The organism is Marinobacter sp. 1-4A (assembly GCF_016597725.1).
Classification (GTDB): Bacteria; Pseudomonadota; Gammaproteobacteria; order Pseudomonadales; family Oleiphilaceae; genus Marinobacter.
On the sequence record NZ_VCGY01000001.1, the window covers coordinates 274,097 to 300,067 of the forward strand.

The 25,971-nt window shown below is 52.4% G+C and carries 25 protein-coding genes; 17 read left to right on the forward strand and 8 right to left on the reverse strand.

Annotated features, from left to right (window positions below):
- Window positions 1-3 precede the first annotated feature (3 nt).
- Window positions 4-585, reverse strand: a complete 582-nt coding sequence (locus FE845_RS01205; RefSeq protein WP_200361139.1) for an elongation factor P hydroxylase — start codon at window positions 583-585, stop codon at window positions 4-6.
- A gap of 159 nt (window positions 586-744) precedes the next feature.
- On the opposite strand from FE845_RS01205, the gene dsbD reads away from it, so the two are divergent.
- Window positions 745-2,649: a protein-disulfide reductase DsbD gene (gene dsbD / locus FE845_RS01210; RefSeq protein WP_200361141.1), complete on the forward strand. Its 1,905-nt coding sequence runs from the start codon at window positions 745-747 to the stop codon at window positions 2,647-2,649.
- A 34-nt stretch (window positions 2,650-2,683) separates the two neighbouring features.
- On the opposite strand, the gene tusA is transcribed toward dsbD, so the two are convergent.
- Window positions 2,684-2,923 (reverse strand): sulfurtransferase TusA, encoded by a 240-nt coding sequence (gene tusA, locus FE845_RS01215; protein WP_200361143.1) that lies wholly within the window; start codon window positions 2,921-2,923, stop codon window positions 2,684-2,686.
- 85 nt (window positions 2,924-3,008) lie between these two features.
- Between tusA and FE845_RS01220 the strand changes: the two genes are divergently transcribed.
- From FE845_RS01220 to FE845_RS01270, 11 genes are all read left to right on the forward strand, one after another.
- Window positions 3,009-3,299, forward strand: a complete 291-nt coding sequence (locus tag FE845_RS01220) for an antibiotic biosynthesis monooxygenase family protein (protein WP_200361145.1) — start codon at window positions 3,009-3,011, stop codon at window positions 3,297-3,299.
- A 108-nt stretch (window positions 3,300-3,407) separates the two neighbouring features.
- Window positions 3,408-5,234, forward strand: coding sequence for a diguanylate cyclase (locus tag FE845_RS01225; protein ID WP_200361154.1), 1,827 nt, complete (start codon window positions 3,408-3,410; stop codon window positions 5,232-5,234).
- 242 nt (window positions 5,235-5,476) lie between these two features.
- Window positions 5,477-6,907, forward strand: a complete 1,431-nt coding sequence (gene ccoN, locus FE845_RS01230) for a cytochrome-c oxidase, cbb3-type subunit I (RefSeq protein WP_200361156.1) — start codon at window positions 5,477-5,479, stop codon at window positions 6,905-6,907.
- A gap of 14 nt (window positions 6,908-6,921) precedes the next feature.
- Window positions 6,922-7,530 (forward strand): cytochrome-c oxidase, cbb3-type subunit II, encoded by a 609-nt coding sequence (gene ccoO, locus FE845_RS01235; RefSeq protein WP_200361158.1) that lies wholly within the window; start codon window positions 6,922-6,924, stop codon window positions 7,528-7,530.
- A 4-nt stretch (window positions 7,531-7,534) separates the two neighbouring features.
- Window positions 7,535-7,720 carry a cbb3-type cytochrome oxidase subunit 3 gene (locus FE845_RS01240; RefSeq protein WP_200361160.1) on the forward strand — a complete coding sequence of 62 codons (186 nt, stop codon included), beginning with the start codon at window positions 7,535-7,537 and terminating at the stop codon, window positions 7,718-7,720.
- The gene (gene ccoP, locus FE845_RS01245; RefSeq protein WP_200361171.1) at window positions 7,717-8,607 is read left to right on the forward strand and encodes a cytochrome-c oxidase, cbb3-type subunit III; all 891 of its coding nucleotides are present in this window, start codon (window positions 7,717-7,719) and stop codon (window positions 8,605-8,607) included. The genes FE845_RS01240 and ccoP overlap by 4 nt, the downstream gene beginning before the upstream one ends.
- Window positions 8,608-8,742: 135 nt before the next feature.
- Window positions 8,743-10,173 carry a cytochrome c oxidase accessory protein CcoG gene (gene ccoG / locus FE845_RS01250; RefSeq protein WP_200361173.1) on the forward strand — a complete coding sequence of 477 codons (1,431 nt, stop codon included), beginning with the start codon at window positions 8,743-8,745 and terminating at the stop codon, window positions 10,171-10,173.
- 48 nt (window positions 10,174-10,221) lie between these two features.
- Entirely contained in the window at window positions 10,222-10,737 is a 516-nt protein-coding gene (locus FE845_RS01255) for a FixH family protein (protein WP_200361175.1), read from the forward strand.
- The gene (locus tag FE845_RS01260; protein WP_200361177.1) at window positions 10,734-13,184 is read left to right on the forward strand and encodes a heavy metal translocating P-type ATPase; all 2,451 of its coding nucleotides are present in this window, start codon (window positions 10,734-10,736) and stop codon (window positions 13,182-13,184) included. Before FE845_RS01255 ends, FE845_RS01260 begins: the two co-directional genes overlap by 4 nt.
- Before the next feature lie 50 nt (window positions 13,185-13,234).
- Window positions 13,235-13,441, forward strand: a complete 207-nt coding sequence (gene ccoS, locus FE845_RS01265; RefSeq protein WP_227713989.1) for a cbb3-type cytochrome oxidase assembly protein CcoS — start codon at window positions 13,235-13,237, stop codon at window positions 13,439-13,441.
- Window positions 13,438-14,127, forward strand: coding sequence for a sulfite exporter TauE/SafE family protein (locus FE845_RS01270; protein ID WP_200361187.1), 690 nt, complete (start codon window positions 13,438-13,440; stop codon window positions 14,125-14,127). The genes ccoS and FE845_RS01270 overlap by 4 nt, the downstream gene beginning before the upstream one ends.
- 35 nt (window positions 14,128-14,162) lie before the next feature.
- Here the strand turns inward: FE845_RS01270 and ttcA are convergent, their stop codons facing one another.
- Complete coding sequence (ttcA, locus tag FE845_RS01275) at window positions 14,163-15,083, reverse strand: tRNA 2-thiocytidine(32) synthetase TtcA (RefSeq protein ID WP_200361189.1); 921 nt, start codon at window positions 15,081-15,083, stop codon at window positions 14,163-14,165.
- 72 nt (window positions 15,084-15,155) lie between these two features.
- Between ttcA and FE845_RS01280 the strand changes: the two genes are divergently transcribed.
- From FE845_RS01280 to FE845_RS01290, 3 genes are read left to right on the forward strand one after another with little or no spacing between them, the layout of a single operon-like run.
- Window positions 15,156-15,800: a TetR/AcrR family transcriptional regulator gene (locus FE845_RS01280; protein ID WP_200361191.1), complete on the forward strand. Its 645-nt coding sequence runs from the start codon at window positions 15,156-15,158 to the stop codon at window positions 15,798-15,800.
- Window positions 15,801-15,827: 27 nt separating this feature from the next.
- Window positions 15,828-16,505 (forward strand): DNA-J related domain-containing protein, encoded by a 678-nt coding sequence (locus tag FE845_RS01285; RefSeq protein ID WP_200361193.1) that lies wholly within the window; start codon window positions 15,828-15,830, stop codon window positions 16,503-16,505.
- Window positions 16,502-17,533 carry a polysaccharide deacetylase family protein gene (locus FE845_RS01290; protein WP_200361201.1) on the forward strand — a complete coding sequence of 344 codons (1,032 nt, stop codon included), beginning with the start codon at window positions 16,502-16,504 and terminating at the stop codon, window positions 17,531-17,533. The genes FE845_RS01285 and FE845_RS01290 overlap by 4 nt, the downstream gene beginning before the upstream one ends.
- A gap of 7 nt (window positions 17,534-17,540) precedes the next feature.
- Here FE845_RS01290 and FE845_RS01295 read toward each other — a convergent pair whose 3' ends face one another.
- The 5 genes from FE845_RS01295 to FE845_RS01315 form a co-directional block, all read right to left on the reverse strand.
- Entirely contained in the window at window positions 17,541-18,533 is a 993-nt protein-coding gene (locus FE845_RS01295; RefSeq protein ID WP_320159658.1) for a MalM family protein, read from the reverse strand.
- 34 nt (window positions 18,534-18,567) lie between these two features.
- The gene (locus FE845_RS01300) at window positions 18,568-20,193 is read right to left on the reverse strand and encodes an OmpP1/FadL family transporter (RefSeq protein WP_200361209.1); all 1,626 of its coding nucleotides are present in this window, start codon (window positions 20,191-20,193) and stop codon (window positions 18,568-18,570) included.
- A gap of 39 nt (window positions 20,194-20,232) precedes the next feature.
- Window positions 20,233-21,243: a transporter gene (locus FE845_RS01305; protein WP_200361211.1), complete on the reverse strand. Its 1,011-nt coding sequence runs from the start codon at window positions 21,241-21,243 to the stop codon at window positions 20,233-20,235.
- A 60-nt stretch (window positions 21,244-21,303) separates the two neighbouring features.
- The gene (locus tag FE845_RS01310) at window positions 21,304-22,104 is read right to left on the reverse strand and encodes a C39 family peptidase (protein ID WP_200361213.1); all 801 of its coding nucleotides are present in this window, start codon (window positions 22,102-22,104) and stop codon (window positions 21,304-21,306) included.
- A gap of 131 nt (window positions 22,105-22,235) precedes the next feature.
- Window positions 22,236-23,693, reverse strand: a complete 1,458-nt coding sequence (locus FE845_RS01315; protein ID WP_200361222.1) for an SLC13 family permease — start codon at window positions 23,691-23,693, stop codon at window positions 22,236-22,238.
- Between the two features lie 148 nt (window positions 23,694-23,841).
- On the opposite strand from FE845_RS01315, the gene FE845_RS01320 reads away from it, so the two are divergent.
- Both FE845_RS01320 and FE845_RS01325 read left to right on the forward strand, forming a co-directional pair.
- On the forward strand, window positions 23,842-24,159 hold the full coding sequence (locus FE845_RS01320; RefSeq protein WP_200361224.1) for a phasin family protein: 318 nt from the start codon (window positions 23,842-23,844) through the stop codon (window positions 24,157-24,159).
- Between the two features lie 12 nt (window positions 24,160-24,171).
- Window positions 24,172-25,971, forward strand: a complete 1,800-nt coding sequence (locus FE845_RS01325) for a PHA/PHB synthase family protein (protein WP_200361225.1) — start codon at window positions 24,172-24,174, stop codon at window positions 25,969-25,971.

The following is a 25,971-nucleotide window of genomic DNA, read 5'->3' on the forward strand; positions in this document are numbered from 1 at the left end:
GTCTCAGTTTGCCTCATAATGTTCTTTTGCAAAATATAACGGAACCACTCGCCTGACGTCTTCGCGCCAAGCTTTATTGAAGCTTGCGCCAGTCCCGTAAAACGATTTAAGCGTATCAAAAAAGGCCTGCGCCCGCTCTGGAAGGCCGTTGGCCAGATAGTCCTCTGCCTGCGCCAGCACACTGCACCGAAAGCCGTGCTCATCAGATGCGCCGCCTCCGGAAAGGTTGTCTACGCTAATATGAAAGCGTGAGCCTGCAGCCACGGAAAACAGCCATTCAATCGCTTGCGGCTTTACTTCAACCTGCTCGAAAGCCTTCTGTTGCGCAGATGTTCGGCCATCAGGACAGTACCAGTACCCGTAATCGTGGAGTGTGCGCCGGTGCTCACCTGCAATGCACCAATGGCTAATTTCATGAAGCGCGCTGGCATAATAGCCATGGGCAAACACAACCTGTGCAACGTCATTGATACCGCCTGCTGGCAGGTATTCAGGTTCTTTGCCGCCTTTGACCAATATTGTCCGAAATGCTTCCCGGAACAGGCCATTAAACAACATGATAAGATCGTTGGGACTGTTATTCATTGGGAAGCTATTGTGCGACTTTAACGCGCCCAATGCCAGAGGGAACTTTCTAGGGGCCACTGTGTCCACTCACTCGCAAGTATTTATCGGGGCACTGGCATACTTTGTATGATCGAGGCCCTTCTCTACCAAGACATTTACCGGGAAACTGTGTACTCAATGACAGCCCTATCCATCGCATCCAGCAACGCTCGCCACAACATCTCCCTAGCAAGCCTGCTTATTCTTGTTCTGCTGATAATCACTGCAACCCCATCCTGGGCTTTTGGCAGCAGCAACTCTCTTTTCGGTGGCCAGAGCAGCCAGTTTCTCCCTGTGGACGAAGCGCTTCCGTTCAGCCACACCACGGATGACAATGCGATCGTATTATTCTGGGACATCACACCCAAACACTATTTATATCGGGACCGCATCAGTATTAAGGCGTTAGATGAGGGCACTACTGCTGGCGCACCCATCTATTCCAGCCCGGGCATTGAGACCGAAGACGAATACTTCGGTAAAACGACCGTCTTTTTCGACCCTATAGAAGCCCGTATTCCAGTAACACTTCCGGACAATACACGGGAAGCCCGTTTTGAAGTCACCTATCAAGGCTGTGCCGAAGCGGGCCTTTGCTACCCGCCGCAGACCCGCGAGGTATTATTTTACCAAAGCCAGAACTCAGGGCCCGGCACACAGTCACCGGAAAGCGCCGGTTCAGGATTGACGGGCACCTCTCCCAAGATAGACACCAACTCTGCCACCGGGCTTGCGGGGTTTCTGGCTGAGCAGTCAACCTTGATGATTGCCGGCTTATTCCTACTGTTGGGATTGGGCCTGACTTTCACCCCTTGCGTGCTGCCAATGGTTCCGATTATTTCGTCATTGGTGTCCAACCAGAACACCAAAACCACCGGGCACGCACTGCTGCTTGCTAGCAGCTATGTTTTGGGCATGGCGCTCACCTATGCGGCGGCTGGCGTTCTTACCGGGCTTCTGGGAGCTAGCTTCAACCTGCAAGCACAGCTTCAGTCTCCTTGGGTTCTGAGCCTATTTGCGCTGATGTTTGTGGTGTTTGCGCTGTCTATGTTCGATTTGTTCGAAATACAGCTTCCGCGGTTTATCCGAGAGCCCCTAAATGACGCAAGCCAGCGACTAACCGGAGGCCGTGTTGTCAGCGTTTTTGGCATAGGCGCCCTTTCCGCTCTGGTTGTATCTCCCTGCGTATCTGCCCCGCTTGCTGGCAGCCTGCTCTACATATCCACAACACAGGATGCGTTCATCGGAGGTATAGCACTCTTTGCCCTTGGTCTGGGCATGGGTGTCCCTCTTATTCTGGTCGCTGTAGGTGGGCGCAGGCTTCTGCCAACCTCAGGGCACTGGATGACCACGGTCAAGCACTTCTACGGCGTAATGCTGATTGCCGTTGCTATATGGCTGGTTGAACGTCTGGTTCCAGGCTGGGTTGGGCTTACACTTTGGGGTATTCTGATTGCCATAACCGGCGTACAACTGGGCGCTTTCGACGCAGCAAAAGCGGGCTGGGAGCGAACTCGCAAAGGCCTGGGGCTGATCTTTTTTGCCTATGGGCTAGCATTGCTGGCCGGAGCCGTTGCCGGTGCCAATGATCCACTCGCGCCACTGGATCCTTTCGTCGCCAAGGCCAGCTCATCTGGCCCTCAAGTGAATAAAGCCGGATATGACGATAGCCACGGAGGGTTCAACCGGGTGGATGCACCTTCCGACATCAAGGACATGCTCTTGAAAGCCCGTCAAGAGGGCCGCCCGGTAATGCTGGATTTCTACGCAGATTGGTGCATTTCCTGCAAAGTCATGGAGCGCAACGTGTTCAGCAAAGCCGACGTGACCGCCTTACTCAGCCCCTTCACTCTGATACAAATTGATATGACGGATAACACGCCAGCGCAGCAGGCAATGCTCGATGAACTAGGCTTGTTCGGCCCCCCCGCCATTCTGTTCTACAACAGCAGTGGAGAGGAGATGACACAACAGCGAGTTTTGGGCGAAATGAATCGCAACCAGTTTATGGACCATGTAAACGGCCTTATGCCGTCCATCTGACGGCATAAACACGAGACAGAACCGTAAAACGTGTTTACTCTCCGCGACGTATAAGATAAATGAACTGATCACCCTGCTCGACTTGGCTGACCAACTCATGCCCCAAAAATTGGCAAAATCTGGGAATATCCCGCGTGGTTGAGGGGTCTGTCGCAATCACCCGCAGTATTTTCCCGGGCGCCACATCACTGATGCGGCTATGCAGCATCATTACCGGTTCCGGACAATACAGCCCACAGGCATCAAGCTCGGCGTCATAATCGGTAGTGCTCACAAAAAACTCCTATTCTGCATGACCTGATTTTTTAGAAATACGTGCTAAATTACTGTTTATACCCTTAAAACATCTGGAGGTTTGCATGATCCGGGTTCTGATTGAACGCCATATTGCCGAGTCACTTGAAACAGCTTATGAGGAACGTTCCCGCAAGGTTTTGCAGCGCGCTGTTGCTGCACCGGGGTTCATTTCCGGAGAAACACTGGTCGACAGCAACGACCCTAATCACAGGATTACTTTGGCCAACTGGCGTTCAGAAGCGGACTGGAATCGCTGGTACCAGTCTAACGATAGACGCGATCTGATGGCAGAGCTGATTCCCATGATGGATAAAGATGAAGCCATAACCGTACTTGCACAAAGCGGCGTTTGACCTTCGAAGCGAGTGCCTGTGATAGTTCGCATAGTTTTAAACAGTTTAACAATACAACTTGCGCCTATTCGCTACACTTTCAAAGTCTAATGCTCTCGGAAAATGTCGATGTCACTCTTTGCGCGCCTCGCTTTCATCATGCTTTGCACTGCCACTCCGGCGCTCGCCCTTGCCAGCGTCGCCGTGTCAGGCTCCGAGTGCCCAGCAGTCGATGCCAACGACGCGCAGGCGCGCAACTCACTGATGTACTATGTCTGCTACCACCAATCTTCGCCGGGCGAACCGGCGCACACTGCGTCAAATCCGGAGGAGTTGCCGGAGCACATTAAATGGACACCCTCTCAGGGGCACGAATTGGTGTTTAGCCAAACTCGTTCGGTTTACTGGATACGGCTAAATATCCGAAACACCGGCAGCGAGCGGCGGCTCTGGTACCTCAATCTTCACTACCCATTGCTGGACGAAGTCACTTTCTGGCGAGGCAATCAGCCCGGAGACGCACTGGTAACGGGTGACCAACATCGCTTCGGTTCAAGACTTGTAGATTACCGTTACTTCCTTTTACCAATTACCCTTAATAGTGGCGAAACCCGGTCTATAACAATTCGGGTTCACAGCAGTGGCGCTCTGAATATTCCACTAAAACTGGAAACTCCAGAAGAAGTTATTGCTGAAAGCAATCATCTGGCAGTAACCCACGGACTGTTTTACGGCGCCATTCTGGTCCTCGCCATTTTCAATCTGGTCCTATTTTTCAGTTCCGGAACAACCTACTATTTTTACAATGCCCTTTATATGGTGGCTATGGGGCTCTTCCTGTTCACAATGGGTGGCTTTGCCAATCAGTATTTTTGGCCTGAAAACCCTAAATTCGCGAACACATCCATTCCCTTGACTCTAGCGCTCTGCGCTTTAGCCATGACCTTTTTCGGGCGCTCGTTCCTTGAAGTAGCAGCACACACTCGAGCAGATAAAACCCTGAAAGCCATTCTTTGGATTTGTGCGGGTTTTACCGGGCTGACACTGGTCATTCCATACAGCCAAGCCATCCTTATCAACACTGCCCTTGGGCTGGTGATCATATTCATTCTTTCAATCATTGCCATAAGCCGTTGGCAGCAGGGTTACCAGCCAGCGAAGTGGTATGTTCTTGCCTGGGCGGTCATGGCGGCCGGGGCGCTGGTTTATGCGGCCGCAGCCTTCGGGTATTTGGCCGATTTTCTTGCGCAGGAGTCGTTAATGCAGGTCGCAATCGGTGGCCAAGTTATCCTGCTGAACTACGCTATGGTTCAGCGCTGGCGACTGCTGAATGACAAATTGCTGGAGGTGGAACAGAAAGCCAGAAATGATCTGGAATACAAGGTGCACGAACGTACCGCTCAATTGCGCTCAACCATGCGAGAACTGGAGAACGCCAACCGCAAACTCGCGACCTTGAGCCTAAACGACCCTCTTACAGGCCTTTACAACCGCCGCCACATGGACAACATTCTGCCGGAACTATGTGCTGAAGCGCGTAGAACAGGGCAACCTTTAACAATCGCCCTTCTGGATGCGGATCATTTTAAAACTGTTAACGACACATGGGGGCACGGGTTTGGTGACAAATGGCTGCAAATGATTGCGGAAATTTTAACCAGACATGCCACACGCCCGCGAGACATTTCGATTCGTTTTGGCGGTGAGGAATTTGCATTACTGTTACCGAGCACAGACCTTGAGGGCGCACAAAAAGTATGCGAAGCCGTGTTAGAAGACTTGCGCGCAACTTCAGCTGAAGCCCCGGACGGCGCAAAATCTCGTCTTACCATGAGCGCCGGCATCGCAAAGATGTTACCTAATGAGAATCAACAGGAGTTTTTTGAACGCGCAGACAGCGCTTTGTACAAAGCCAAAGCCAAAGGGCGCAATCAGACCGTAATAGCCGACACCTAAACTACTTTCTTTCGCCTCAACGCTGCGTTTTTTGTTCTTAGTCAATTTTGGCAAGTTCACCTAGAACAACTCTGGAGCTATTATAGGGCTTCGGTTGGTATGTCGCTTGCGAAAGGCGCCATGTCACTGATCCGGGTGCATTTGACGGATGTCAGGAGTTGACCCGCGTCATTGCAAACAGGCAATGGTTTCTCCATACTTGCGCTCGCTTAATTCCCCACTCTGAACCCATTGGTAAGGCTATGAGCACACAAAATCCGAACCTGACATATAACTATAAGGTGGTGAGACAGTTCGCCATCATGACAGTGGTATGGGGTATTGTAGGCATGGCGCTGGGCGTGTTGATTGCAGCACAACTGGTTTGGCCATCCCTCAACCTCGACCTACCATTTACTCACTTCGGTCGCCTGCGACCGCTGCATACCAACGCTGTTATCTTCGGCTTTGGTGGTAGTGCACTGTTTGCAACATCGTACTACGTTGTACAGCGCACCTGTCAGGCACGCCTGATTTCGGACAAACTCGCAGCCTTCACATTCTGGGGCTGGACCGCAATCATCGTTGCTGCAGCAATTACGCTTCCATTGGGCCTTACCAGCACCAAAGAATACGCAGAATTGGAGTGGCCAATTGATATCGCCATTGCGGTGGTCTGGGTTACCTACGCTCTGGTGTTCTTCGGCACAATCATGAAGCGCAGCACCCCGCACATTTACGTAGCCAACTGGTTCTACGGTGCTTTCATTATTACCATCGCAGTTCTTCATATCGGTAATAACTTGGCGCTGCCGGTAAGTGCGTTCAAGTCATACTCTGCTTATGCCGGTGTAACCGATGCGATGATGCAGTGGTGGTATGGCCACAACGCAGTAGGCTTCTTCCTGACGGCTGGCTTCCTGGGCATGATGTACTACTTCGTTCCCAAGCAGGCCGGGCGCCCGGTTTACTCCTACCGCCTGTCCATCGTTCACTTCTGGGCACTGATCGCAACCTACGTTTGGGCGGGTGGTCACCACTTGCACTACTCTGCCCTTCCAGACTGGGCTCAAACAGCCAGTATGATTATGTCCCTGATTCTGCTTGCACCATCTTGGGGCGGCATGATCAACGGTATGATGACTCTGTCTGGCGCTTGGCACAAACTGCGTACCGACCCTATCCTGCGCTTCCTGGTGGTTTCCTTGTCGTTCTACGGCATGTCCACGTTTGAAGGCCCGATGATGTCTATCAAGACCGTTAACGCGCTTTCCCACAACACTGACTGGACTGTTGGTCACGTTCACTCCGGTGCTCTGGGCTGGGTTGCGATGATCAGTATCGGTGCTATCTACCACCTGATTCCCAAGCTTTGGGGCCTCAAAGAAATGTACAGCACTAGCATGATCAACGTGCATTTCTGGCTAGCGACTGTGGGCACTGTCCTATATATCGTTGCAATGTGGGTAAACGGCATTATGCAAGGTTTGATGTGGCGCGCTGTTAACGACGACGGCACCCTCACCTACAGCTTTGTAGAAAGCCTCGAAGCATCCTACCCGGGTTACTTTGTACGCTTCCTTGGCGGCGTCATCTTCCTGAGCGGTATGTTGTTCATGGCCTATAACGTCTACATGACCGTGCGCCAGAAAGAAGCAGCTGCTCAAGACAACGCAGCAATTCAGGCGGCGTAACGGAGAGAGACCAGATGAAACACGAAATTGTAGAAAAAAATATTGGCCTGATGATTGTCTTTATCATTCTGGTCATCAGTGGTGGTTTTCTAGCAGAGGTACTGCCGCTGTTCTTCCTGAAGAGCGTGAATGAGCCGATCGAAGGCCTTGAGCCACTGTCGGCGCTGGAGCTGGAAGGCCGTGACATCTACATCCGTGAAGGCTGTCACGTTTGTCATACCCAGCAAATCCGCCCATTCCGCGCTGAAACCGAGCGTTATGGACACTACTCCGTTGCGGGCGAGTTCGTATACGAGCGCCCGTTCCTGTGGGGCTCCAAGCGCACGGGGCCGGATCTGGCCCGTGTTGGCGGCCGTTACTCTGATGCCTGGCAGCGCCAGCACCTGTATAACCCGCGTAGCGTAGTTCCTGAATCCAACATGCCTGCTTTCCCCTGGCTGTTCGAAGATGTGGTGAACCACAAAGGCACCGCTGCCAAGCTATCTGCGTTGCAGACGCTAGGTGTGCCTTACACTGACGAGCAGATCTCCAGTGCGGCAGGTGAGTTAGAAGGTAAGTTTGAGATCGAAGCCCTAGTCGCATACTTGCAACAGTTGGGTACCGTTCTTTCAGACAAACGGTGATTTGATGGATATTAACGAGTTACGCGGCATGCATACGCTTTTAGTGATGGCGGTCTTTATCGGCATCATCTGGTGGGCTTTCAGTGCGCACCGTAAAAAAGCAAATGAAGAAGCAGCCCACCTCCCCTTCGATGATGAAGAAGTGGAAAAGCGTACTCTTGAACAGGAAAAAACGGAGAAAAAACAATGAGTACCTTCTGGAGCATCTGGGTCAGTGTGATCGTGCTCGGTACCGTCTTTGGTTGCTGGTGGCTTCTACACGCTACCCGCAAGAGCCAGACAACCGATGTAGAAACCGAGCGTACCGTGGGTCACTCTTTCGATGGCATCGAAGAGTATGACAACCCGCTTCCCAAGTGGTGGTTCTACTTGTACGTAAGTACGTGTGTATTTGCGCTTGGCTATCTCGCCCTCTACCCGGGACTGGGTAACTTCAACGGGCTGCTAAATTGGACCTCTGCAAATCAATGGGAGGCCGAAGTTGCTGCCGCTGATGAAAAGTACGGTGAAATCTACGCTCAGTATGGGCAGACGCCTGTTGTAGAGCTTGCGCAAGATGAAGACGCGCTCAAAATTGGTCAACGCTTGTTTGCTAACAACTGCGCTGTTTGTCATGGCTCTGCCGCTCGCGGTCAGGTCGGTTTCCCGAACCTGACTGATGACGACTGGCTATGGGGTGGTACACCCGAGGCCATTCTGCAAACACTGCACAATGGTCGCATGGGCAACATGCCGGCGAAGGGCGTAATGCCCAACATGACCAACGAGCAGGTTGATCAAGTAGTGAATTACGTGCTGAGCTTCAGTGGTCGCGAAAAAGATGCTGCAGCAGCCGAAGCGGGTAAAGCTGTATTCGCACAAGGCTGTGTGGCTTGTCATGGTCCTGAAGGCAAGGGCATAGAAGCGATGGGAGCACCCAACCTCACGGATAACGTGTGGCTGTACGGTTCCAACTATGAGTGGATCAAAGAAACAGTTCTGCATGGTCGCCAGAACGAGATGCCGGCTCAAAGCGGCCGCCTCTCCAGCGATCAGATCCAAATTCTGGCTGCGTACGTTTACAGCTTGTCCAACTGACTTTCCTGCCGGGCCTTTGGCCCGGCATGGTCTGTTCAACCCTGTGTCTGCCCTCGCGGGCACAGGGTTGAAAAGATCAGCACCAGCCCCTAAAAAGGCACCGCGCCCGCTTTACGACTCCATCTGGAGGTACTCATGAGTAATGAAATCCCGGTCAAACAGATCGACCCCTCCTCAGAACCCTCGGGCGACAACAAGGGCACTAAAACAGTCGAGCTCTACGCCAGTCGCAAAAAAATCTACGTTAAAGAAGTTACGGGGCTGTTCCAACGCATCCGCACAGTCAGCCTGATGCTCCTTATGAGCATGTATTTCTTATTCGTGTGGCTGACTCTTGACGGCGCCCCACTGATTCATTTTGATTTGCCTGCTCGTGAGTTCCATCTTTACGGCGTAACCTTCTACCCCAAAGACTTCTTTTTACTTTCAGGCATGTTGATTATCAGTGCCTTTGGCTTGTTCTTTATAACCACGCTCTTTGGCCGTGTATGGTGTGGTTACACCTGCCCTCAAACGGTGTGGACTTTCATCTTCATGTGGGTAGAAGAGCGCATTGAAGGCAGCCGTAATAAGCGCATGAAGTTGGACAAGGCACCCAACTCTAAGGAAAAAATATTCAAGAAGTCCGCTAAGCACACGATCTGGCTTATTATCGCACTCTTAACCGGGCTAACGTTTGTTGGGTATTTCTACCCGATCCGTGAATTAATCGCCGACATTCTCACCCTACAAGCCAATGGTTGGGCCTATTTCTGGGTAGCGTTTTTCACAGTCGCCACCTATCTCAATGCGGGCTGGATGCGAGAGCAGGTGTGCTTGTATATGTGCCCATATGCCCGCTTCCAGTCCGTTATGTTCGACCCCAACACACGTATTGTTTCCTACGACCCTAATCGTGGAGAGCCTCGTGGAGGTCGTAAAAAGGGCGTAAAGCCTGAAGAGGCTGGTTTAGGCGACTGCATTGATTGCGGACAGTGTGTTCACGTATGCCCCACTGGTATTGATATCCGCGACGGCCTTCAGTACGAGTGCATTGGTTGTGCCCTGTGCATCGACGCCTGTGATGAAATCATGGACAAAATGGACTACCCTCGCGGCCTGATTCGTTACACCACTGAAAACGAACTTGAAGGCAAACCATCAAAACTTCTGCGGCCTCGCACCTTTGGTTATGGCGCCGTTCTCACCGCCATGATTGGTGCGATTGTATTCGTCATCGCAACTCGCGTGCCCGCTCAAATGGACGTCTTGCGGGATCGCGGTGCGCTGTTTAGCTTCAACGGTGAAGGGCGCATTGAGAACTCCTACACTCTGAAAATCGTTAACATGTCGGAAGTACCTCAGACCTTCAGCCTATCTGTGCAAGGTATGGATGGCATTCGTATTCTGACCGAGACTCAGGTGTCAGTGGATAGCGGCGAAAACCGTTCACTTCCAACCGTTGTAGATGTGCCACCCGAGTCTATTCCGCAGTCAAACAACGAAATAATATTCCATGCACAGTCTGAAACGGATGCTTCACTGAAGCTGGAAACCGAAAGCCGATTTGTCGGTCCAACGCAGTGATCCTTTGGGTCACCGCTGGCAACCTGTAAACAGACGAGACTGAGCATTATGAATCAAGAAGTACCTGTAGCACCTTGGTATCGGCAACCCTGGTTCTGGTTTCTGACCATTGCACCGCTATCCGCAATCACTTTTAGCATGTTCATGCTGGTTGTTGCGTCGAATATGAAAGATACGATGGTGACCGACGACTATTCGAAAGAAGGCCGTGGTATTAACCTAGAGATCGCCCGTGACCAGGCAGCCAGCGATATGGGGCTCAACGCCGACATGGCATTTGAGGAACGCAGTATTCTACTGAACGTAAAAACGCAGCAAGGGCCAGCGGAATTCCCCTACCTGATACTTAATCTCTTTCATCCAACACTTGCCCAAAACGACCGTACCATCCAGTTCCGCAGCGACGGTAACGGCCATTACACAGGCAGCCTGCTTGATGACATTAAGGGGCGCTGGTATTACGAACTTCGCGGGCCAGACAACCAATGGCGCCTCAAAGGCGAAGCTTGGCTACCAACCGACGGCAGCCTTCATATGGGCCCGAAAGGATCCGCCCAAGGGTGACCCCTGTGGATTGCTTTCATTGCGGCGAACCGGCAGACGGTGAGCCGCGCATTACGCTTAAGCTGGATGGCCAAACACGACTCTTCTGTTGTCAGGGCTGTAAGGCGGTGTGCGAAACCATTCACAGTGAAGGCTTGACTGGCTTTTACCAACTCCGTACCGAGCCCGCCGTTACACCCCGCCAACTGACGAGCTCTGAATTGGACCGGCTCAGAGAGCTGGATCACCCTCTGGTACAGCAAGCCTTTGTTTCTCCGGTTAAAGCTGGCCAAGAAGCCCAGCTTTTGATCGGTGGCATCACCTGTGCCGCTTGCATTTGGTTGCTTGAGAACCACATGAAAAAGCAACCGGGAGTGCTCTCTTTCTCCGTAAACCATACAACCCAGCGAGCGCGGCTTGTTTGGGCCCAAGATAAAGCCGTTCTGAGCGATTTACTGGTTGCCATTCATGAGCTCGGTTACACGGCCCGCCCCTATCAGTCAGATGCCGTTGAAGACCAACTGAAAGCAGAGCACCGCTCCATGCTGATTCGTCTGGCGGTTGCTGGCATTGGCATGTTCCAAAGCATGATGCTGGCCTTCCCGCTTTATTTTGAGCTGATCAGCGGTTTGTCGCCGGAGTTTGTGTCGTTTTTTCGTTGGTTCGGGCTACTGGTTGCCACGCCGGTCGTGTTCTACAGCGCTGGACCGTTTTTCCGCAATGCGCACAGAGATATCAAAACCCGTCACCTGACCATGGATGTACCCGTCGCTATCGCCATAGGTCTGGCTTACCTCGCGAGCGCCTGGGTAACGGTTATGGGCGGTGAAGAGGTCTATTTTGAATCCGTGTGCATGTTTACTTTTTTCCTATTGCTCGGGCGCTATATCGAGGTACAGGCGAGGTATCGTGCAGGGCTTACCGGTAACGCGCTGGCAGGCTTCCAACCAACAGTTGCCACCCGGGTGCAAGGCGAACACAGCGAGATCATCCCCGCGCATCAGGTACAACCCGGGGACGTGGTTCGCATCAGGCCCGGCGAAACCCTACCCGTTGACGGCACCATCCTTCGGGGGCAATCCACCCTCAACGAATCAGCCTTGACGGGCGAATATTTACCCGAAACCCGAGTGCCCGGAGACCTCGTACATGCCGGCAGCATTAACGGCGAAAACCCCTTAGACATTAAGGTAGAAAAATCCGGAGCCCAAACCCGGCTCTCCGGCATTTTGCGGATACTGGACCGTGTGCAGTCAGAAAAACCACGGGTAGCCCTTATGGCCGACCGCATTGCCGGTAAGTTTGTCGGTCGCGTACTTATTCTTGCCCCGGTGGTATGGATTGGCTGGTGGCTTGCCGGTGCCGACAACGCCTTTGACATCACATTGTCTGTGCTTGTAGTCACCTGCCCCTGCGCCCTGTCGCTCGCAACGCCTACAGCGATTACCTCTGCCACCGTAAAGCTGCGTCGTTTGGGCTTTCTTCCCACCCGGGGCCATGCACTGGAATCCATGAACTCCATCGACACGGTGGTCTTCGATAAAACCGGCACCCTGACCCGAGGCGAACTAAGCCTGGTCGACACCCATATTGTAGGCAGCAGAGACAAAGACACGTGCTTGCGTCTGGCATCGGGCTTGGAGCAGCACTCTGAACACCCGATTGCTCGAGTCTTCCATAACCGCCCCGCGGCCGCCATTGACCGGGTTAAGAATCATCTTGGGGGCGGGCTTTCCGGCCATTACGATGGTCAGGCGTTGTTCATCGGCCATAGAGACTTTGTTGCCCAGCATTTAAGCGCTTCGGAGCCAGAGGCTGAGCAGCGCTCGGGTATGGAGATCTGGCTAGCATCAGAAAAAGAGTGGCTTGCCTGCTTCCGACTTGATGACCAGCCCAGAGAGGATGCCGCACAGGCCGTGAAAGCCCTTCAAAGCTTGGGCATTCGCACCCTGCTGCTGAGTGGCGACCGCTCCGGCCATGTGCGTGAGATTGCGGACATACTGGGTATTGACGAGGCCATAGGCCAAGCCTCGCCGGAACAAAAGCTTGAGGTCCTCCAAGGACTGAAATCCGAAGGTCATCAGGTTATGATGGTTGGAGACGGCCTCAACGACCTTCCCTCTATGGCGGGTGCGGGTATCTCGGTTGCCATGGGAACCGCAGCAGATCTCACACAGCTGAAAGCGGATGCCGTGCTACTCAACGGTCAGCTGATGCAATTGGTAGAGGCGCTGGATACCAGCCGTCGCACACGCAAAATCATCCGCCAAAATATGACTTGGGCACTCATCTATAACGTCTGTGCCCTACCCCTTGCCGCTGCCGGTTTAGTAGCGCCCTGGCTCGCCGCAATAGGTATGTCACTCAGCTCGCTGATTGTTGTTCTGAACGCGTTGCGATTGGGAACCCAACCCCGTGCAAAAGCTCGAATCAAAGCACCACAAGTTGGCGCACAGGTTTCGCCCTGATACCGTAAACATCGAGTTCTAACTATGAGGTTTATGCCGTGGAAATCGTAATGTTTTTGGTACCGGTCATGCTAATTTTGGTGGTGATGGGTATCTTGCTGTTTTCCTGGGCTGTTAAAAATGGCCAGTACGACGATCTGGAAGGCCCCGCACACCGGATTCTGTACGACGACGACGAAGACATGATCCCGGACGATGCACGCCAGAACAAACCAAACAAAGCGGAAAGTCCAGAAGACAACCCTGACCGATCATGACGCCGGAACTGTACCTAAGCTACCCTAGTGCATTTCTCATCGGGCTGCTTGGCAGCACACATTGTCTTGCCATGTGCGGTGGAATCAGCGCCTCTCTCTCCATGGCGCTGCCCGTTGGCAAGGGCTTTCGTACGCGGCAATCATTTCTGTTGCTTGCTTATAACGTCGGGCGAATTGCAAGCTATGCACTGATCGCAGCACTTATTGCACTTTTAAGTACCACAGCCGCGAACCAATGGGCGCAGCTTGGCATGGTTTTGCGGTCGATCGCGGGTTTGCTGCTTATCGCCATGGGCTTATCCATGGGGCAATGGTGGCAAGGTATCCGTTATGTAGAGCGAATTGGCGCGCCCCTTTGGGAGCGCTTGTCACCCCTCTCCCGCCGGATTCTTCCTATCCATCACGCCGGTCAAGCTCTTGCTCTCGGCGCGCTGTGGGGATGGCTACCCTGCGGATTGGTTTATAGCACTTTGGGTTGGGCTGCACTGCAGCCTACCGTAGGCTCGGCTGCACTCACTATGGTATTTTTCGGGCTGGGCACCCTGCCCTCCATGCTTGCAGCTGGCTATGCCGCCAGCTGGATCAACGGGCTAAAAAGCAATCAGAAATTCCGGAAGTTTACTGGTGCTCTGCTGATTCTGTTCGGGCTTTGGACTCTGCCTCTGATGGCGTTAATGGGCCACTAAAAGTGGCCTTCGCACAGGTCTCGGGGTTTATGGGTCTAGATATTTAATACATCCAAACGACCAAAGCTCTGTTCGGGCTCTTGCCCGGGTAACGCAGTCTGTACCGCCTGACGTTTGCCACCAAGGCGTTTGCCTTCGCGAAAATCATAAAGACTGGTATCAGCAAGGTGCGATGGTTCCACATTGCACAAGGCCCGGAACATGGTCTCAAGTCGTCCAGGGTGTTGTTTGTCCCAATGTTGGAACATATCCTTGATAACTTGGCGTTGCAGGTTTTCCTGAGAGCCGCAAAGGTTACAGGGTATGATCGGGTACTGCCTAAGCTTTGCATATCTGGCAATATCCTTCTCGCGGCTGTACGCCAAAGGCCGGATAACCGTATTCCGGCCATCATCGCTGTGCAACACTGGCGGCATGGTTTTAAGCTTGCCCCCGTAAAACATATTCAAAAACAGAGTTTCCAACAGATCGTCACGGTGGTGCCCCAGTGCGATTTTGGTAACACCCTGCTCTTCTGCAAAGTTGTAAAGAATGCCTCGGCGTAAACGCGAGCATAAACCACAGGTGGTTTTACCCTCAGGCACCTTATCTTTGACGATACTGTAGGTATCTCTCTCGATGATGTGATATTCGATGCCTATGGCAGACAGATAATTCGGCAGGATGTCTTCCGGAAAGCCCGGCTGCTTCTGGTCCAAATTGACAGCAATCAGCTCAAACGACACCGGTGCATTTTTCTGCAGATTCAGGAGAATATCCAACATGGCATAGGAATCCTTGCCACCGGACAGGCAACACATTACCTTATCGCCTGCTTCGATCATTGAAAAATCTGCAATTGCCTGACCAACCTCTCGGCGCAGGCGTTTCTGCAGTTTATTCTGCTCCAGTTTCTGACGGCGTTCGTATTCTGAACTATAAGTTTGTTCGGGGCTGTCACTTATCGCTTCGGGCATATCAACTGTGTTCAGTGGGGAAATGATCGTGAGATTATACGCATCCACTTCTTTTAGGGACAGGTTACTGACATGGATATGTTGAGTTCAGGGCAAGAAGCCAAAGGAAAACGCGAACGCAACCGCCTGCGCAACCGCGCGGCGATACTCAAAGCCGCTCGCCTCTGCTTTCAGGAGAAGGGGTACGAAAATACCACCATACGTGACCTCATCCAGCAAACACACCTGGCCTCGGGTACTTTCTACAACTATTTCCGCAGCAAGCAAGACATCTTTGCCGCACTGCTGTCCGACTTTCTGGGCGGCCTAAACGAAAACCTAACGCATTCACGGCGTTCGGCAGACACCGCGGAGGACTTTATTCATCAGTCCTATCTCGCCGTATACAGCGCCACTGCAAGTGACCCACTTGTTTACGAACTTGCCCACCGTAACGATCGTGCCCTGAAAGAGCTCTTTGGCTCCGGAATACTCGAACTTATCATGTTGTCCCTTGAAGACGATGTTCGGGACGCGATTGATCAAAACATCTTGCCGAATGTTGATCAGGAGTACTTGTGCGCTGCGTTCTTCGGTGTGGCCTATGAGACCGGTTTAATGGTTGCTCGACGCGTGTATCAACACCCGGAACGGGCCAACAGTGAGGTAGCTCGCGCGACCGAATTAGCGACAGCACTGTTTAAAGGCGGAATACCCGGGCTAGCTGCCCTTCCCTGAACGCATTGACTGGCCTAACATGGGTCTATGACAGACACTTCCGCCTCCCCGGAGCTCTCGAGCAGCCTATCTGCAACTGCGTCAGATGAAATATTGGACCAGCATATCCAACATATGCTGGTAGCCGTTGAGCATGTGCTTCGCAACTCGCCTGAAGGCACGGATGAGCTCAATCTCATCAAAACACTTCAGCGCCCACCGTGGCGCTTGATCGGTGACTTAGAGTTTCACGACACGCAAAAACTTTACCCTGTCCATTTTTTGCTGTTCCACGTGCTTTACCACCTCAAAGATACCTTGATAGAGAACGGAGAAAGTCTGACGATATCGCCTTTACGCATTATTATTGAACGACAGGATACCGTTGGTGGAACCGGCTTGCCCGGCGCAGTGGACAGCCTCCGAAAATTTTATCTGGACCTATCCCAATACAAGCTGCCAGAGGAAGCCATTCAACAAATGATGGATCGCTTTTGGTCGGGCTATCAGGGCTTGGGGCCAAGCAAGCCAGAGACTCTACACGCGGCAAGAGTATTGGGTTTCGATTCAGTTCCCGATTGTTTTAACACCGTAAAACAGGCATTTCGTCGGGCCGTCATGCACGCCCATCCAGATCGAGGCGGGGAGACCGAAGAAATACAGTCTCTTAATGAGGCCTTTACCGTCCTGAAGACACATTTCAGTCAAATGATGGAGCAAACATGAAAGCCGGAAAATTTGGGATGTCGGGCACGCTCTTTTCAATTTTTCTAGCCAGTGCCTCCGTAAAAGCCGATTTGGTCGTCCTTCAATACCATCACATCAGCGACACGACACCGCCTTCAACCAGTACATCCGCATCACTATTTAACGCGCAACTTGATCTGGTCTCTGAACTGGGACTTGAGGTTGTAGACCTGCACGATGCCACAGAGAACCAGTTTTCTGATGATCCATCAACCAAGCAACGCATCGCTATCACCTTTGACGACGCCTATGAGTCGGTTTATACCAAAGGCGCAGAGATCCTCCGGAAGCGAGGCTTGCCCTACACCATCTTTGTCGACACAGCCGCCATTGGAAGCCATGGGTACATGACTTGGCAGCAACTCGAAGAACTGGCTAAACGGGATGGTGTAACCATTGCAAACCACAGCTCCGGACATGGCCACCTAGCGCGGCGTCCGGAAGAGGCAGAAGGCGACTGGAAAAAACGAATAACCCACAGCTTGGATACTGCACAGGCTGAGCTAAAGCGGCGACTTGGAGCCGATTTACCGTTGTTTGCGTACCCTTATGGCGAGTTCGATGAAGCTCTTGAGGCAGAGGTAGCGAAAAGAAGCTGGTACGGATATGGGCAGCAATCGGGAGCCATAGGCCCGCTTTCGGGGCAAACTCGTTTGCCCCGATTCCCTATGGCGAATACCTACGGTCAGCTCGAAGGGCTTAGAGACAAGCTGACCAGTAAAGCGTTTCCCATAGATACTGGCAAGCTGCCTGACGGCATCATGGATGAAAATCCTCCAACCCTTACTCTGCCGTTGGTAGACGAGATTCAACCCAGCAGGCTAACCTGCTTCGCATCGGGTATGGGACGGATTGATTTTGACGTATTGGATGACTCGATTTCGATAACGGCACCGGGACCTTTCAACAGCCGTCGGTTCCGCTATAACTGCACCCACCCTGCTCAAGGGGGCGGCTTTTATTGGCTTTCTCAGCAGTGGCTGGATTTGAGCCAACCGGAAGATTGAACCGGACTCAACGAGCTTCTACCAAGATCAGGCCGATTTCGCCGTTTTTTACGTGGGGTATCTTGCGGGGGCCACGACGGGTTTCAATAACCGTCTGGCCTTCGAGATCATCGTTGCGCGTAAAGATGAGCATCCAGCGCTCTTTCCTAACGCCTGAAACCGGGATCCGCGCTTCAAGGTAGCCGCGGCGGTGCCAATTCTCCGGTTCAAAATCCGAGACCATTTCTGTAACCAGTCTCACCGGTCTTAACTGGCCATCAAGAAACACCACCGATGGCACAAAAACGCCTTTGCTAGCGTATGAACGCAAACGGAACACCCGCTTCCCCCCCGGGTCCTCTTGGGGCAGCGCAATCAGTTGGTAGGGGCTTAAACCAGTAAGGAATTGGTGTTCCGGGGAGTTTTCAGTCAGATGTACGCCAAACTCGCGACCTTCCTGCCAGCGTTCATGGTTCTGGGTGTCTAGCGCCTGGCAACAGGTTTCAGAGAAGCGTGTTAGGTAGTCATCCACGCTGTCACTAATCCCCAGAATGGCAAAAGCGTTGGGATCGTGGCCTTCCACAGGCGTTGACTCAAGGAGTGTATCCTCGGCGCGATATACCGTTGCCGGAGTTGTCTCAACAGGCGGTACGACACGCCCCTTTTCTTCATCCGTGCGAGTGTCAGGCTGGTAATAGCTGGTTCGGAGAATACCGTCAGCATCGCGCCAAGTAAAATAGGGTTTACCATCCCCCTCGCGCACATACCCCTTGCGCCGAAGCTCTTCTGCGTCTGGGTAATGGTCGGTGGTAAACTCATCTTCTGCCACAGGCGGATTGGCGACGGGTTTAGCCTCGGTAGGCGCTTCGACGATGGGCGAATAGCGCACGCGCCCCTGCTCATCCACCCAGGAAAAATAGCCTTCCCTGTCTGATACTGTTGAGCCGCCGACCTGACAGCCGGACAGCAGCAAACCCAAAACCATGCCAGTAACTGCTGTCAGGTGTTTATGTGTTGTCACTGATATGCCCTTTTGAGCACGAAGCAGCGTGCAGTCAGAATTTCTTCCGGAAGCTAAGACCCGCCATAACAACCCGCAAAGAGGTTTTCACATCCAACCCAGCATAGGGGTTGTAGATGATGTTGGTAATATTATCGCAGTTAAGGTTGCAACTGGTATTCGCCGGAATACTTTCAACAGAATGCAGATAACTGAGGTTCATATCAATTTCCGTATTTTTGTCCCACTTATACCCCATACCGACACTGTACAGGTTAGCACCGCCAAAAGGTGCCATTACCGAGCGCTGATCGTCCGGTATAACCGAATCTCGGATTTCAACACCTGCTCTCAAATCAAGCCGCGATGAAGCATGGAACTCTGCACCAAATGCCCAGTTCCACTGACTACTAAAGCCCAGCGGCAGCTTGAGGGTGTTCGGTGTGGCGTTGTCGGGGGACAAAATACGCGCAGCGTTGAGGAATTCAAGATTTCGATCAAAGCGGAACTGAAAGGCATCCCACTGTTTGTAGTCAGTCCAGCCTACATCAACATTGAATGTGAGCTTCGGGTGCAAATCTACACTAATGCCGGTTTGAAAATGTTGCGGGTAAACCAAATCCATACTGACGTTACCGGCCTCTCGGGGAGCACCGGACGGCAAGCTAAGAATGGCGGAAGTAATAGCGCCCAGAACCGATCCGTTAACACTCTGCCAAAATCCGGACCAGTTATCGGTGTATTCAATCTCGAAGGTGCCCTTCATGTTCATTTCAGCTTCGGAGGTGTAGCTTGCCCCCCAAGTGAACCAGTCCAGAGGATCCCACATCACCCCGAGCGTATAGGTGGGTGACAGAGTTTCCTGAACATTAAGGCTCATGGCCCCAATGTCATCCCAAGGCCCCACGTTGCCGCCGCAGAGCGCAAGCCAGGGCTGCAATGGTTCATCACCGCTTTCACAGTTGAATGCGTCCTGCAGAATTTCCGCAACGCCCAACAGCATGTTTGGCGCCCGCATGTATTGGTCCGCCGCAAGACCCATATGAGATAGGTGAATCCCTGCGCCCACAGACCATTCCTCATTAATTTTATAACCCACGGTTGGTGCAAGGTAGGTTGTACGCTGCAGCGCAAAAGCTTGTGGCTGATACCGAGCGGGATCTTTTTTGTCCCTATAGAAGCCCGCTGCCATTGGTAGATAAAAAGCATTGCCAAAGGTCAGCTTAGACCCTGGCGGATTGATGCTAAAACCCGCAGATGGTGCTACCGCGGGCCCAGGAGGCATACGGAGAATTCCGTAACCGGGAACATACAGAGCAACATTGTTCGAGTGGCTGTGCGAATTTGCCACTGGATCCCGCTGTTTGCCGGTATTGGGGTCGATCTCAAGCCCATCAATACCAAATATTTCATATCCATCCGGAGCAATAAAGTCAGCGTCGACATCAAGATATATACTTAATAAATTCACTTCAAACTGGCGGCCGTCCAGCTTTGTAAGACCTGCTGGGTTGTAGTGAACCGCCATAATGCCTGGTGGGTCTGCCGTTACCGCGTTACCCAGCGCCAGTGCCTTCGGGTGAATGGTCAAGTTTTGCGCGAGCTGTGCCTGAGCGCCACACGATAAGGTTGTGGCGACCATTGCCGCGAGAAGTTGCCGCTTGTGGCTATTATGTCCCATGAAATCCTACCCTTCCCGTTAAAACGTCAGCGGCGCCAATCACTCTTTTAGGCCGGAGAAATTAATGGGTAGGGATACACCCAGAGAGAAGTCCGGTGCGTCCTCAGTCAGACCGATACCAAGACTGGTGTTCACAATCGTGGTGTCGCTAACCCGTGTCCCTAGCGACATGCTCAGGAAGCCGGTCATCTGGTCCTGTGCCATTGCTTGGTCACCGTTCGTGAATGTGAGAATGGTTTCGTCGCTGTAGCTCAACTGAGCCGAAATACTCAGGGAAATATCATAGGAAAGCGAATAGGCAAACCCGGCAGAGCCGGAAAGGCCAAATCCTGGTTCAACCTTGTCAAGCAGCCGCGCACCACGTACTTGCTGTAAATCCTCAGCAGGCAAGTTGTAGGTAACACTCACAGACCCGAACACAACAACCGGGTCAAGCACTTTTGAAAGGCTTGCACCACCGCCAACAGAGTAATACCCGCTACCGGTCGAAAGCTGTTCATTGATGTCTATTTCGTACGGGCTAACACCGGTTTTACTGGTAAAGGTGCCGAATAGGGTTGTCGACATCTTGCCGGGTACGTAGGAAAAAGGCTGCCAACGCCCTGTGAAGGATACATCGCCGAGATCGTAAACGTTCAGTTCATCTTCAGTATCGTACTTCACGACCAAAGGCACTCTGGCGCCAACCGTCAGGTTGTCCAAAAGGCCGAAATCGTAGGAGAAAGAATTAGTAAAGTTGTGGGTTGCGGAGGGCACCACATCCAGATTCCGCACAGAGCCGTTTGTAATCGCAAGATCCAGCCGCTGGTCGGCGGTATAGGAATAATCGAACGAATAGTTAAGGGAGTGGGTACCTTTTTTCTGCAAGGAGTAGTTTTTCTCCGCAGCTTGAAACACTTCCTCAAGCTGGCGCGAAGAGTCTTCATCCCCCTCCTGCTTTGCGAGTGCATCCCTCGCCTGACCTACATTGTCGTCCTGCGCCAGGGCCATGCCCGGAAGCAAACCTGCCGCGGAAACAAGGATAAGACCTCGCATAAACCAACGATTCATCCTAACTCCCTTAATTTTTATTGGTAATAGTTCTAAGCCAGACAATGTGCCGGGCAAATGTTAATTGCGACGGTAATGCAATTGCTTTCGGGTATTCTCAACACTGCCGTCAGGGTTGTTCTTCTGACGTTCGAGTACGTTCTGGATACGTCTAGCTGTCGATTCATGAAACGCTGGCATTCGTTCCAGAGCCAGTAGCGTCATGGTTTGGTCATCTACAAAGCGCAGGTCTTCTTCCTTGAGTTCCAGATTGTCTAGCGGCTTATCGCTGCCCGGGAAAACGATGAACAGAACGTTGTCGTCCCACTTTTCCTCAAACTGAGCCAGCGTAAACGACAAATTACCTACGGCCGGATCCGCCACGTATACACGCCCGTCACGAATGGTTCTGAGCACAACAAAGTGCTTAAAGCCCGCATGGTGTATTGGAACAATAGCCGGGTGGTCGAGATCAATCAGATCGTCAATGGTCGCGCGGAAGCCGCCCGACGGATAACCAAGCGCCGTCACTAGGCGTTTCATATCGAGCATGGAAAAGGCCCGGCGCGAGACGATGCGGTCGCTTTCGCCGTAATGCAGCAGGCCTTCCATTACTTGGCGCTCAGACAAAGTGCGCCCCAAATAAAAATTGAGAATGGTGGTCAGGGCTGCACTACCGCAACTGTAGTCGTAGGCCTGACGCACAATATTCCGGAACTTCTGCTCGACCAGCGGTTCAATGCGAAAATCCGAACGCAATTCCACCGGGCTGGCATCGACCTTTTGTTCGATGACCACAGAACCCTTTTCAAAGGGTTCTACCACAGTAGCTTCTTGCACCATGGCGAATGTAAGAATGGACCCAGCGAGCACCAGCAGCATGTCAGACGAAATCCCTGTTTGTTGTTATCCGTAGCATTTATCGGATTACATATTGTTACGGGAAGATACCGAAATAGCAGAGCGTTTAAAGATAACTGTGCCTCAAATCTGGCGCTGCGACAGCACTGCTGTCACATCTTGAAGACAAAATCCATAAGCAGATAACACAGCAAAGTAACAACCACAATGCCCATCACGTTCAGTGCAAAACCAGCTCGGATCATATCGCCGATTTTCATATGTCCACTAGAGAACACTATAGCGTTGGGTGGCGTTGCAACGGGCATCATAAATGCGCAACTCGCAGCAATAGCCGCCGGAATTGTCAACAGAAGAGGTGACGCGTCTTGAGCAAGCGCCAACGCGCCAAGAAGAGGCAAAAAAGCAGCTGCAGTTGCCGTGTTGCTGGTTACTTCCGTGAGAAAAATAATGACCGCCACCACCAGCATAATCAAAACAATCACCGGCAGCGCACTTGCCGCGCCCATGCTCGCAGCAATCCAGCTAGCCAGCCCGGAACTGCTGATAACTCCGGCCATGGCAAGACCGCCACCAAACAACAAAAGCACACCCCATGGAATCGCTTTGGCCGTGTCCCAGTCGAGAACAAACGTTTGTTGGCGCACATTGACCGGAATAATAAACATGGCAATCGCTGCGGATATCGCAATGCCGGTATCCGTAAGCCAAGGCATGGCACTGGCAGAGAGCAGTGGCCTAAAGATCCACGCACTGGCTGTTAGCACAAACACCGCAGCCACCAGTTTTTCGCCTCGACTCATGTCGCCGAGAGCCGCGAGCTCATCATCAATAGCCTGACCGGCACCTTCCTGTGCAGATAGGCCAAAACCTCTACGGGTTAGCCACCACCAAATTAGAACCAGCATGACTGTGGCAACGGGAACACCAAGCAGCATCCACTGGGCAAACCCCACAGATACCCCTTGGGTCTCGCTAAGGTAGGCTGCCAGAAGTGCGTTGGGCGGAGTACCAATAAGAGTGGCAATGCCACCTACACTGGCGGCGTATGCTATACCCAGCAGCAATGCCGTAGCATAACGCTGGACATTCTCCGACTGGCCATTACCCATCATCGAAATAACCGACAAACCTATAGGCAGCATCATGATTGCGGTTGCTGTATTGCTCACCCACATGCTCAGGAAGGCCGTCGCCAACATGAAGCCGGCAATTTGGCGCTTCGGTTGATTGCCAACTGTCTTGAGCGTCATTAAGGCAATGCGGCGGTGAAGATCCCAACGCTGCATAGCAAGACCCAGAGTAAAGCCACCTAGAAAAAGAAAAATGATGGGATGAGCGTAAGGGGATGTTGCCTGAGACACAGTCCCTAAACCGAGCCCTGGTATAAGCACAATGGGCAGCAGAGCCGTGGCAGGTATAGGTATGGCTTCTGTTGACCACCAAGTTGCCATCAGCAGCATCAGGCCAAGTGCCGACCATGCTTCTATCGCCATAGACTCAGGTGGCGGTACGAGAATGGTCATCAAAAAAAAACCGGCACCCAGAATTAAGCCCATCAACCGGCTTTTGGGATAGCCTTGCACGACATCTAAATGCTGCTCAGACATGGAAACACTCAGCTCCGCTTCTTACAAATATCTATAGGTCTCGCCAGAGTATAAGCAGACCCTTTAGTTGATGTCCGTCATGATTATGGCATGCTGGAGCAGTCACAATAAGGATGATGCAATCATCATACACAAAGGAGCTGTTCTAATGACCAACGATATGTTTGAAAAAGCTACACGCATTAATCAGGCGCTTTTCGAGCAATTCAGCAAGGCTGCAGAAATGCAGATGAGCGCCTTCCGTCGTTACGCTGACGTAACCATGGAGCAAGCGAAGAAAGTATCGGAAGTGCGCAACCTTGAAGACCTCAAGGCTGTGACTGGCGACCAAGCAGAAACCCTGAAAACCATGAGTGAACAACTCACCGAGGATTGGAAGGCATGGCAGAACTATCTTAAGGAAGCCCGCGAAGAGATGCAGCAAGCCGTCTCTGGCGAATCCGAAGAAGCCCCCGATACCAAGTAATTGGAGCACACTATGCTGGGATTGGATCTGCTAGGAAAAAAAACCAACCAACTGGTTGGTACGTTTGAAAAAAAAGTGCGCGAAGGTCAAAAGCAACTCGAGAAGTTGCTGGGGGATTCCGGCATGATGGATGCCGCCAAGCTCTCCACTCTGACAGAAATGTCAGATGCCTATCGAGCCATGGCTGAAGACCTGCTTCTGCATCCGTTACGCTTTATAGGCGCTGAAGTAGACCTCGCCCGCAAGCATGCGGCCCTTGGAGCCTATGCTCTAGCCCGGCTGACCGGACAGGAAAAGGAGCAGGTAGCCAAAGCAGATCCAGATGACCGGCGTTTTAAAGCAGAGGAATGGCACACTCGTTTGCCATTCGATGTCCTGCACCAATCTTACCTGATCAATTCCAGAGCATTTCTTAATTGGGTAGAAGAGATGGAGGGGCTGCCGCCTGCAGGTCGTGAGCAGATGCTGTTTTACGCGCGCCAGCTCACCAGCGCCCTCTCCCCTGCCAACTTTCTTATAACAAACCCCGAAGCGCTGAAAATAACCTGGGAGCGCAAGGGGATGAATCTGGTCGATGGCACCCGGCTGCTTATTGACGATTTCCGCCAAAATCCTTCGCTATTCAATGTCGGCATGACGGACAGGTCCGCATTCGAAGTGGGCGGTAATCTTGCGACCACGCCGGGCAAAGTGGTGTATCAAAATGATCTGATGCAGCTTATCCAGTACACGGCGACAACAGAAAGCGTGAGTAAGCGCCCCTTGCTTATTGTGCCGCCTTGGATCAACAAATTTTACATCCTCGACCTCACAGCCAAAAACTCTTTCATACAGTGGCTGGTTAATCAGGGCCAGACCGTTTTTGTTATATCCTGGCGTAACCCCGGGCCTGAGATGCGAGACAAAGCTTGGGAAAACTATATGCTGGAAGGCCCTTTGGCGGCTATGGAGGCAGTAACGGCGGCCACCGGCGAAGACCAAATGAACCTTCTCGGCTACTGTATTGGCGGAACCCTACTGGCTTCAACTCTAGCCTGGCTAAAGAAGAAAGGGAAAGAGCCAGTCGTTAGCGCCACTTACTTGACCAGCCTTTTGGACTTTTCCGATCCCGGCGGCATTGGCGTGTTCATCAATGAGCATTCAATCCGCGGCATTGAACGCATGCTGGAACACAAAGGCTATCTCGATGGCCGCGCTATGGCATTTACCTTCAATCTGCTTAGGGAGAACGAACTTTTCTGGTCGTTCTGGACGAACAGCTACCTGAAAGGGAAGAAGCCATCGGCCTTTGACCTATTGTACTGGAATACGGATGGCACCAACCTGCCTGCAGCCATGCACAGTTTCTATTTGCGCGAGATGTACCTCAACAACAAGTTGGTTGAGCCAGATGCGCTCAGTTTTGCGGGAGAGAGCATCAACCTCAGAGAAATCGATGTGCCTTCGTTTTTCCTTTCGGCACGGCAGGATCATATTGCCAAGTGGAAGACCACCTACAAAGGCGCGCTTGTTCATGGTGGCGATGTGCGTTTCGTCTTGTCTGGTTCAGGCCACATTGCGGGGGTAATTAATCCGCCCTATAAAGAAAAGTACGGCTATTGGACAAACGAAACCATGAGCGAGAACCCTGATGAATGGTTTGAAACCGCAGAGGACCACCCGGGGTCCTGGTGGCCGCATTGGCTGGAATGGATACAGCAGTATGCCGGTGAGCCTGTCGCCGCAAGGGTACCCGGGGATCGCGACCTTGCAGTCATCGAAGACGCACCCGGTAGCTATGTACGGGTGAAGGCGGCAGAAGCCGCTGGGTAA

Coding starts and splice junctions, on each gene's coding strand:
- FE845_RS01205 (WP_200361139.1), bottom strand. CDS start 585: ATGAATAACAGTCCCAACGATCTTATCATGTTGTTTAATGGCCTGTTC.
- dsbD (WP_200361141.1), top strand. CDS start 745: ATGACAGCCCTATCCATCGCATCCAGCAACGCTCGCCACAACATCTCC.
- FE845_RS01220 (WP_200361145.1), top strand. CDS start 3,009: ATGATCCGGGTTCTGATTGAACGCCATATTGCCGAGTCACTTGAAACA.
- FE845_RS01225 (WP_200361154.1), top strand. CDS start 3,408: ATGTCACTCTTTGCGCGCCTCGCTTTCATCATGCTTTGCACTGCCACT.
- ccoN (WP_200361156.1), top strand. CDS start 5,477: ATGAGCACACAAAATCCGAACCTGACATATAACTATAAGGTGGTGAGA.
- ccoO (WP_200361158.1), top strand. CDS start 6,922: ATGAAACACGAAATTGTAGAAAAAAATATTGGCCTGATGATTGTCTTT.
- FE845_RS01240 (WP_200361160.1), top strand. CDS start 7,535: ATGGATATTAACGAGTTACGCGGCATGCATACGCTTTTAGTGATGGCG.
- ccoP (WP_200361171.1), top strand. CDS start 7,717: ATGAGTACCTTCTGGAGCATCTGGGTCAGTGTGATCGTGCTCGGTACC.
- ccoG (WP_200361173.1), top strand. CDS start 8,743: ATGAGTAATGAAATCCCGGTCAAACAGATCGACCCCTCCTCAGAACCC.
- FE845_RS01255 (WP_200361175.1), top strand. CDS start 10,222: ATGAATCAAGAAGTACCTGTAGCACCTTGGTATCGGCAACCCTGGTTC.
- ccoS (WP_227713989.1), top strand. CDS start 13,235: ATGTTTTTGGTACCGGTCATGCTAATTTTGGTGGTGATGGGTATCTTG.
- FE845_RS01270 (WP_200361187.1), top strand. CDS start 13,438: ATGACGCCGGAACTGTACCTAAGCTACCCTAGTGCATTTCTCATCGGG.
- ttcA (WP_200361189.1), bottom strand. CDS start 15,083: ATGCCCGAAGCGATAAGTGACAGCCCCGAACAAACTTATAGTTCAGAA.
- FE845_RS01280 (WP_200361191.1), top strand. CDS start 15,156: ATGGATATGTTGAGTTCAGGGCAAGAAGCCAAAGGAAAACGCGAACGC.
- FE845_RS01285 (WP_200361193.1), top strand. CDS start 15,828: ATGACAGACACTTCCGCCTCCCCGGAGCTCTCGAGCAGCCTATCTGCA.
- FE845_RS01290 (WP_200361201.1), top strand. CDS start 16,502: ATGAAAGCCGGAAAATTTGGGATGTCGGGCACGCTCTTTTCAATTTTT.
- FE845_RS01300 (WP_200361209.1), bottom strand. CDS start 20,193: ATGGGACATAATAGCCACAAGCGGCAACTTCTCGCGGCAATGGTCGCC.
- FE845_RS01305 (WP_200361211.1), bottom strand. CDS start 21,243: ATGAATCGTTGGTTTATGCGAGGTCTTATCCTTGTTTCCGCGGCAGGT.
- FE845_RS01310 (WP_200361213.1), bottom strand. CDS start 22,104: ATGCTGCTGGTGCTCGCTGGGTCCATTCTTACATTCGCCATGGTGCAA.
- FE845_RS01315 (WP_200361222.1), bottom strand. CDS start 23,693: ATGTCTGAGCAGCATTTAGATGTCGTGCAAGGCTATCCCAAAAGCCGG.
- FE845_RS01320 (WP_200361224.1), top strand. CDS start 23,842: ATGACCAACGATATGTTTGAAAAAGCTACACGCATTAATCAGGCGCTT.
- FE845_RS01325 (WP_200361225.1), top strand. CDS start 24,172: ATGCTGGGATTGGATCTGCTAGGAAAAAAAACCAACCAACTGGTTGGT.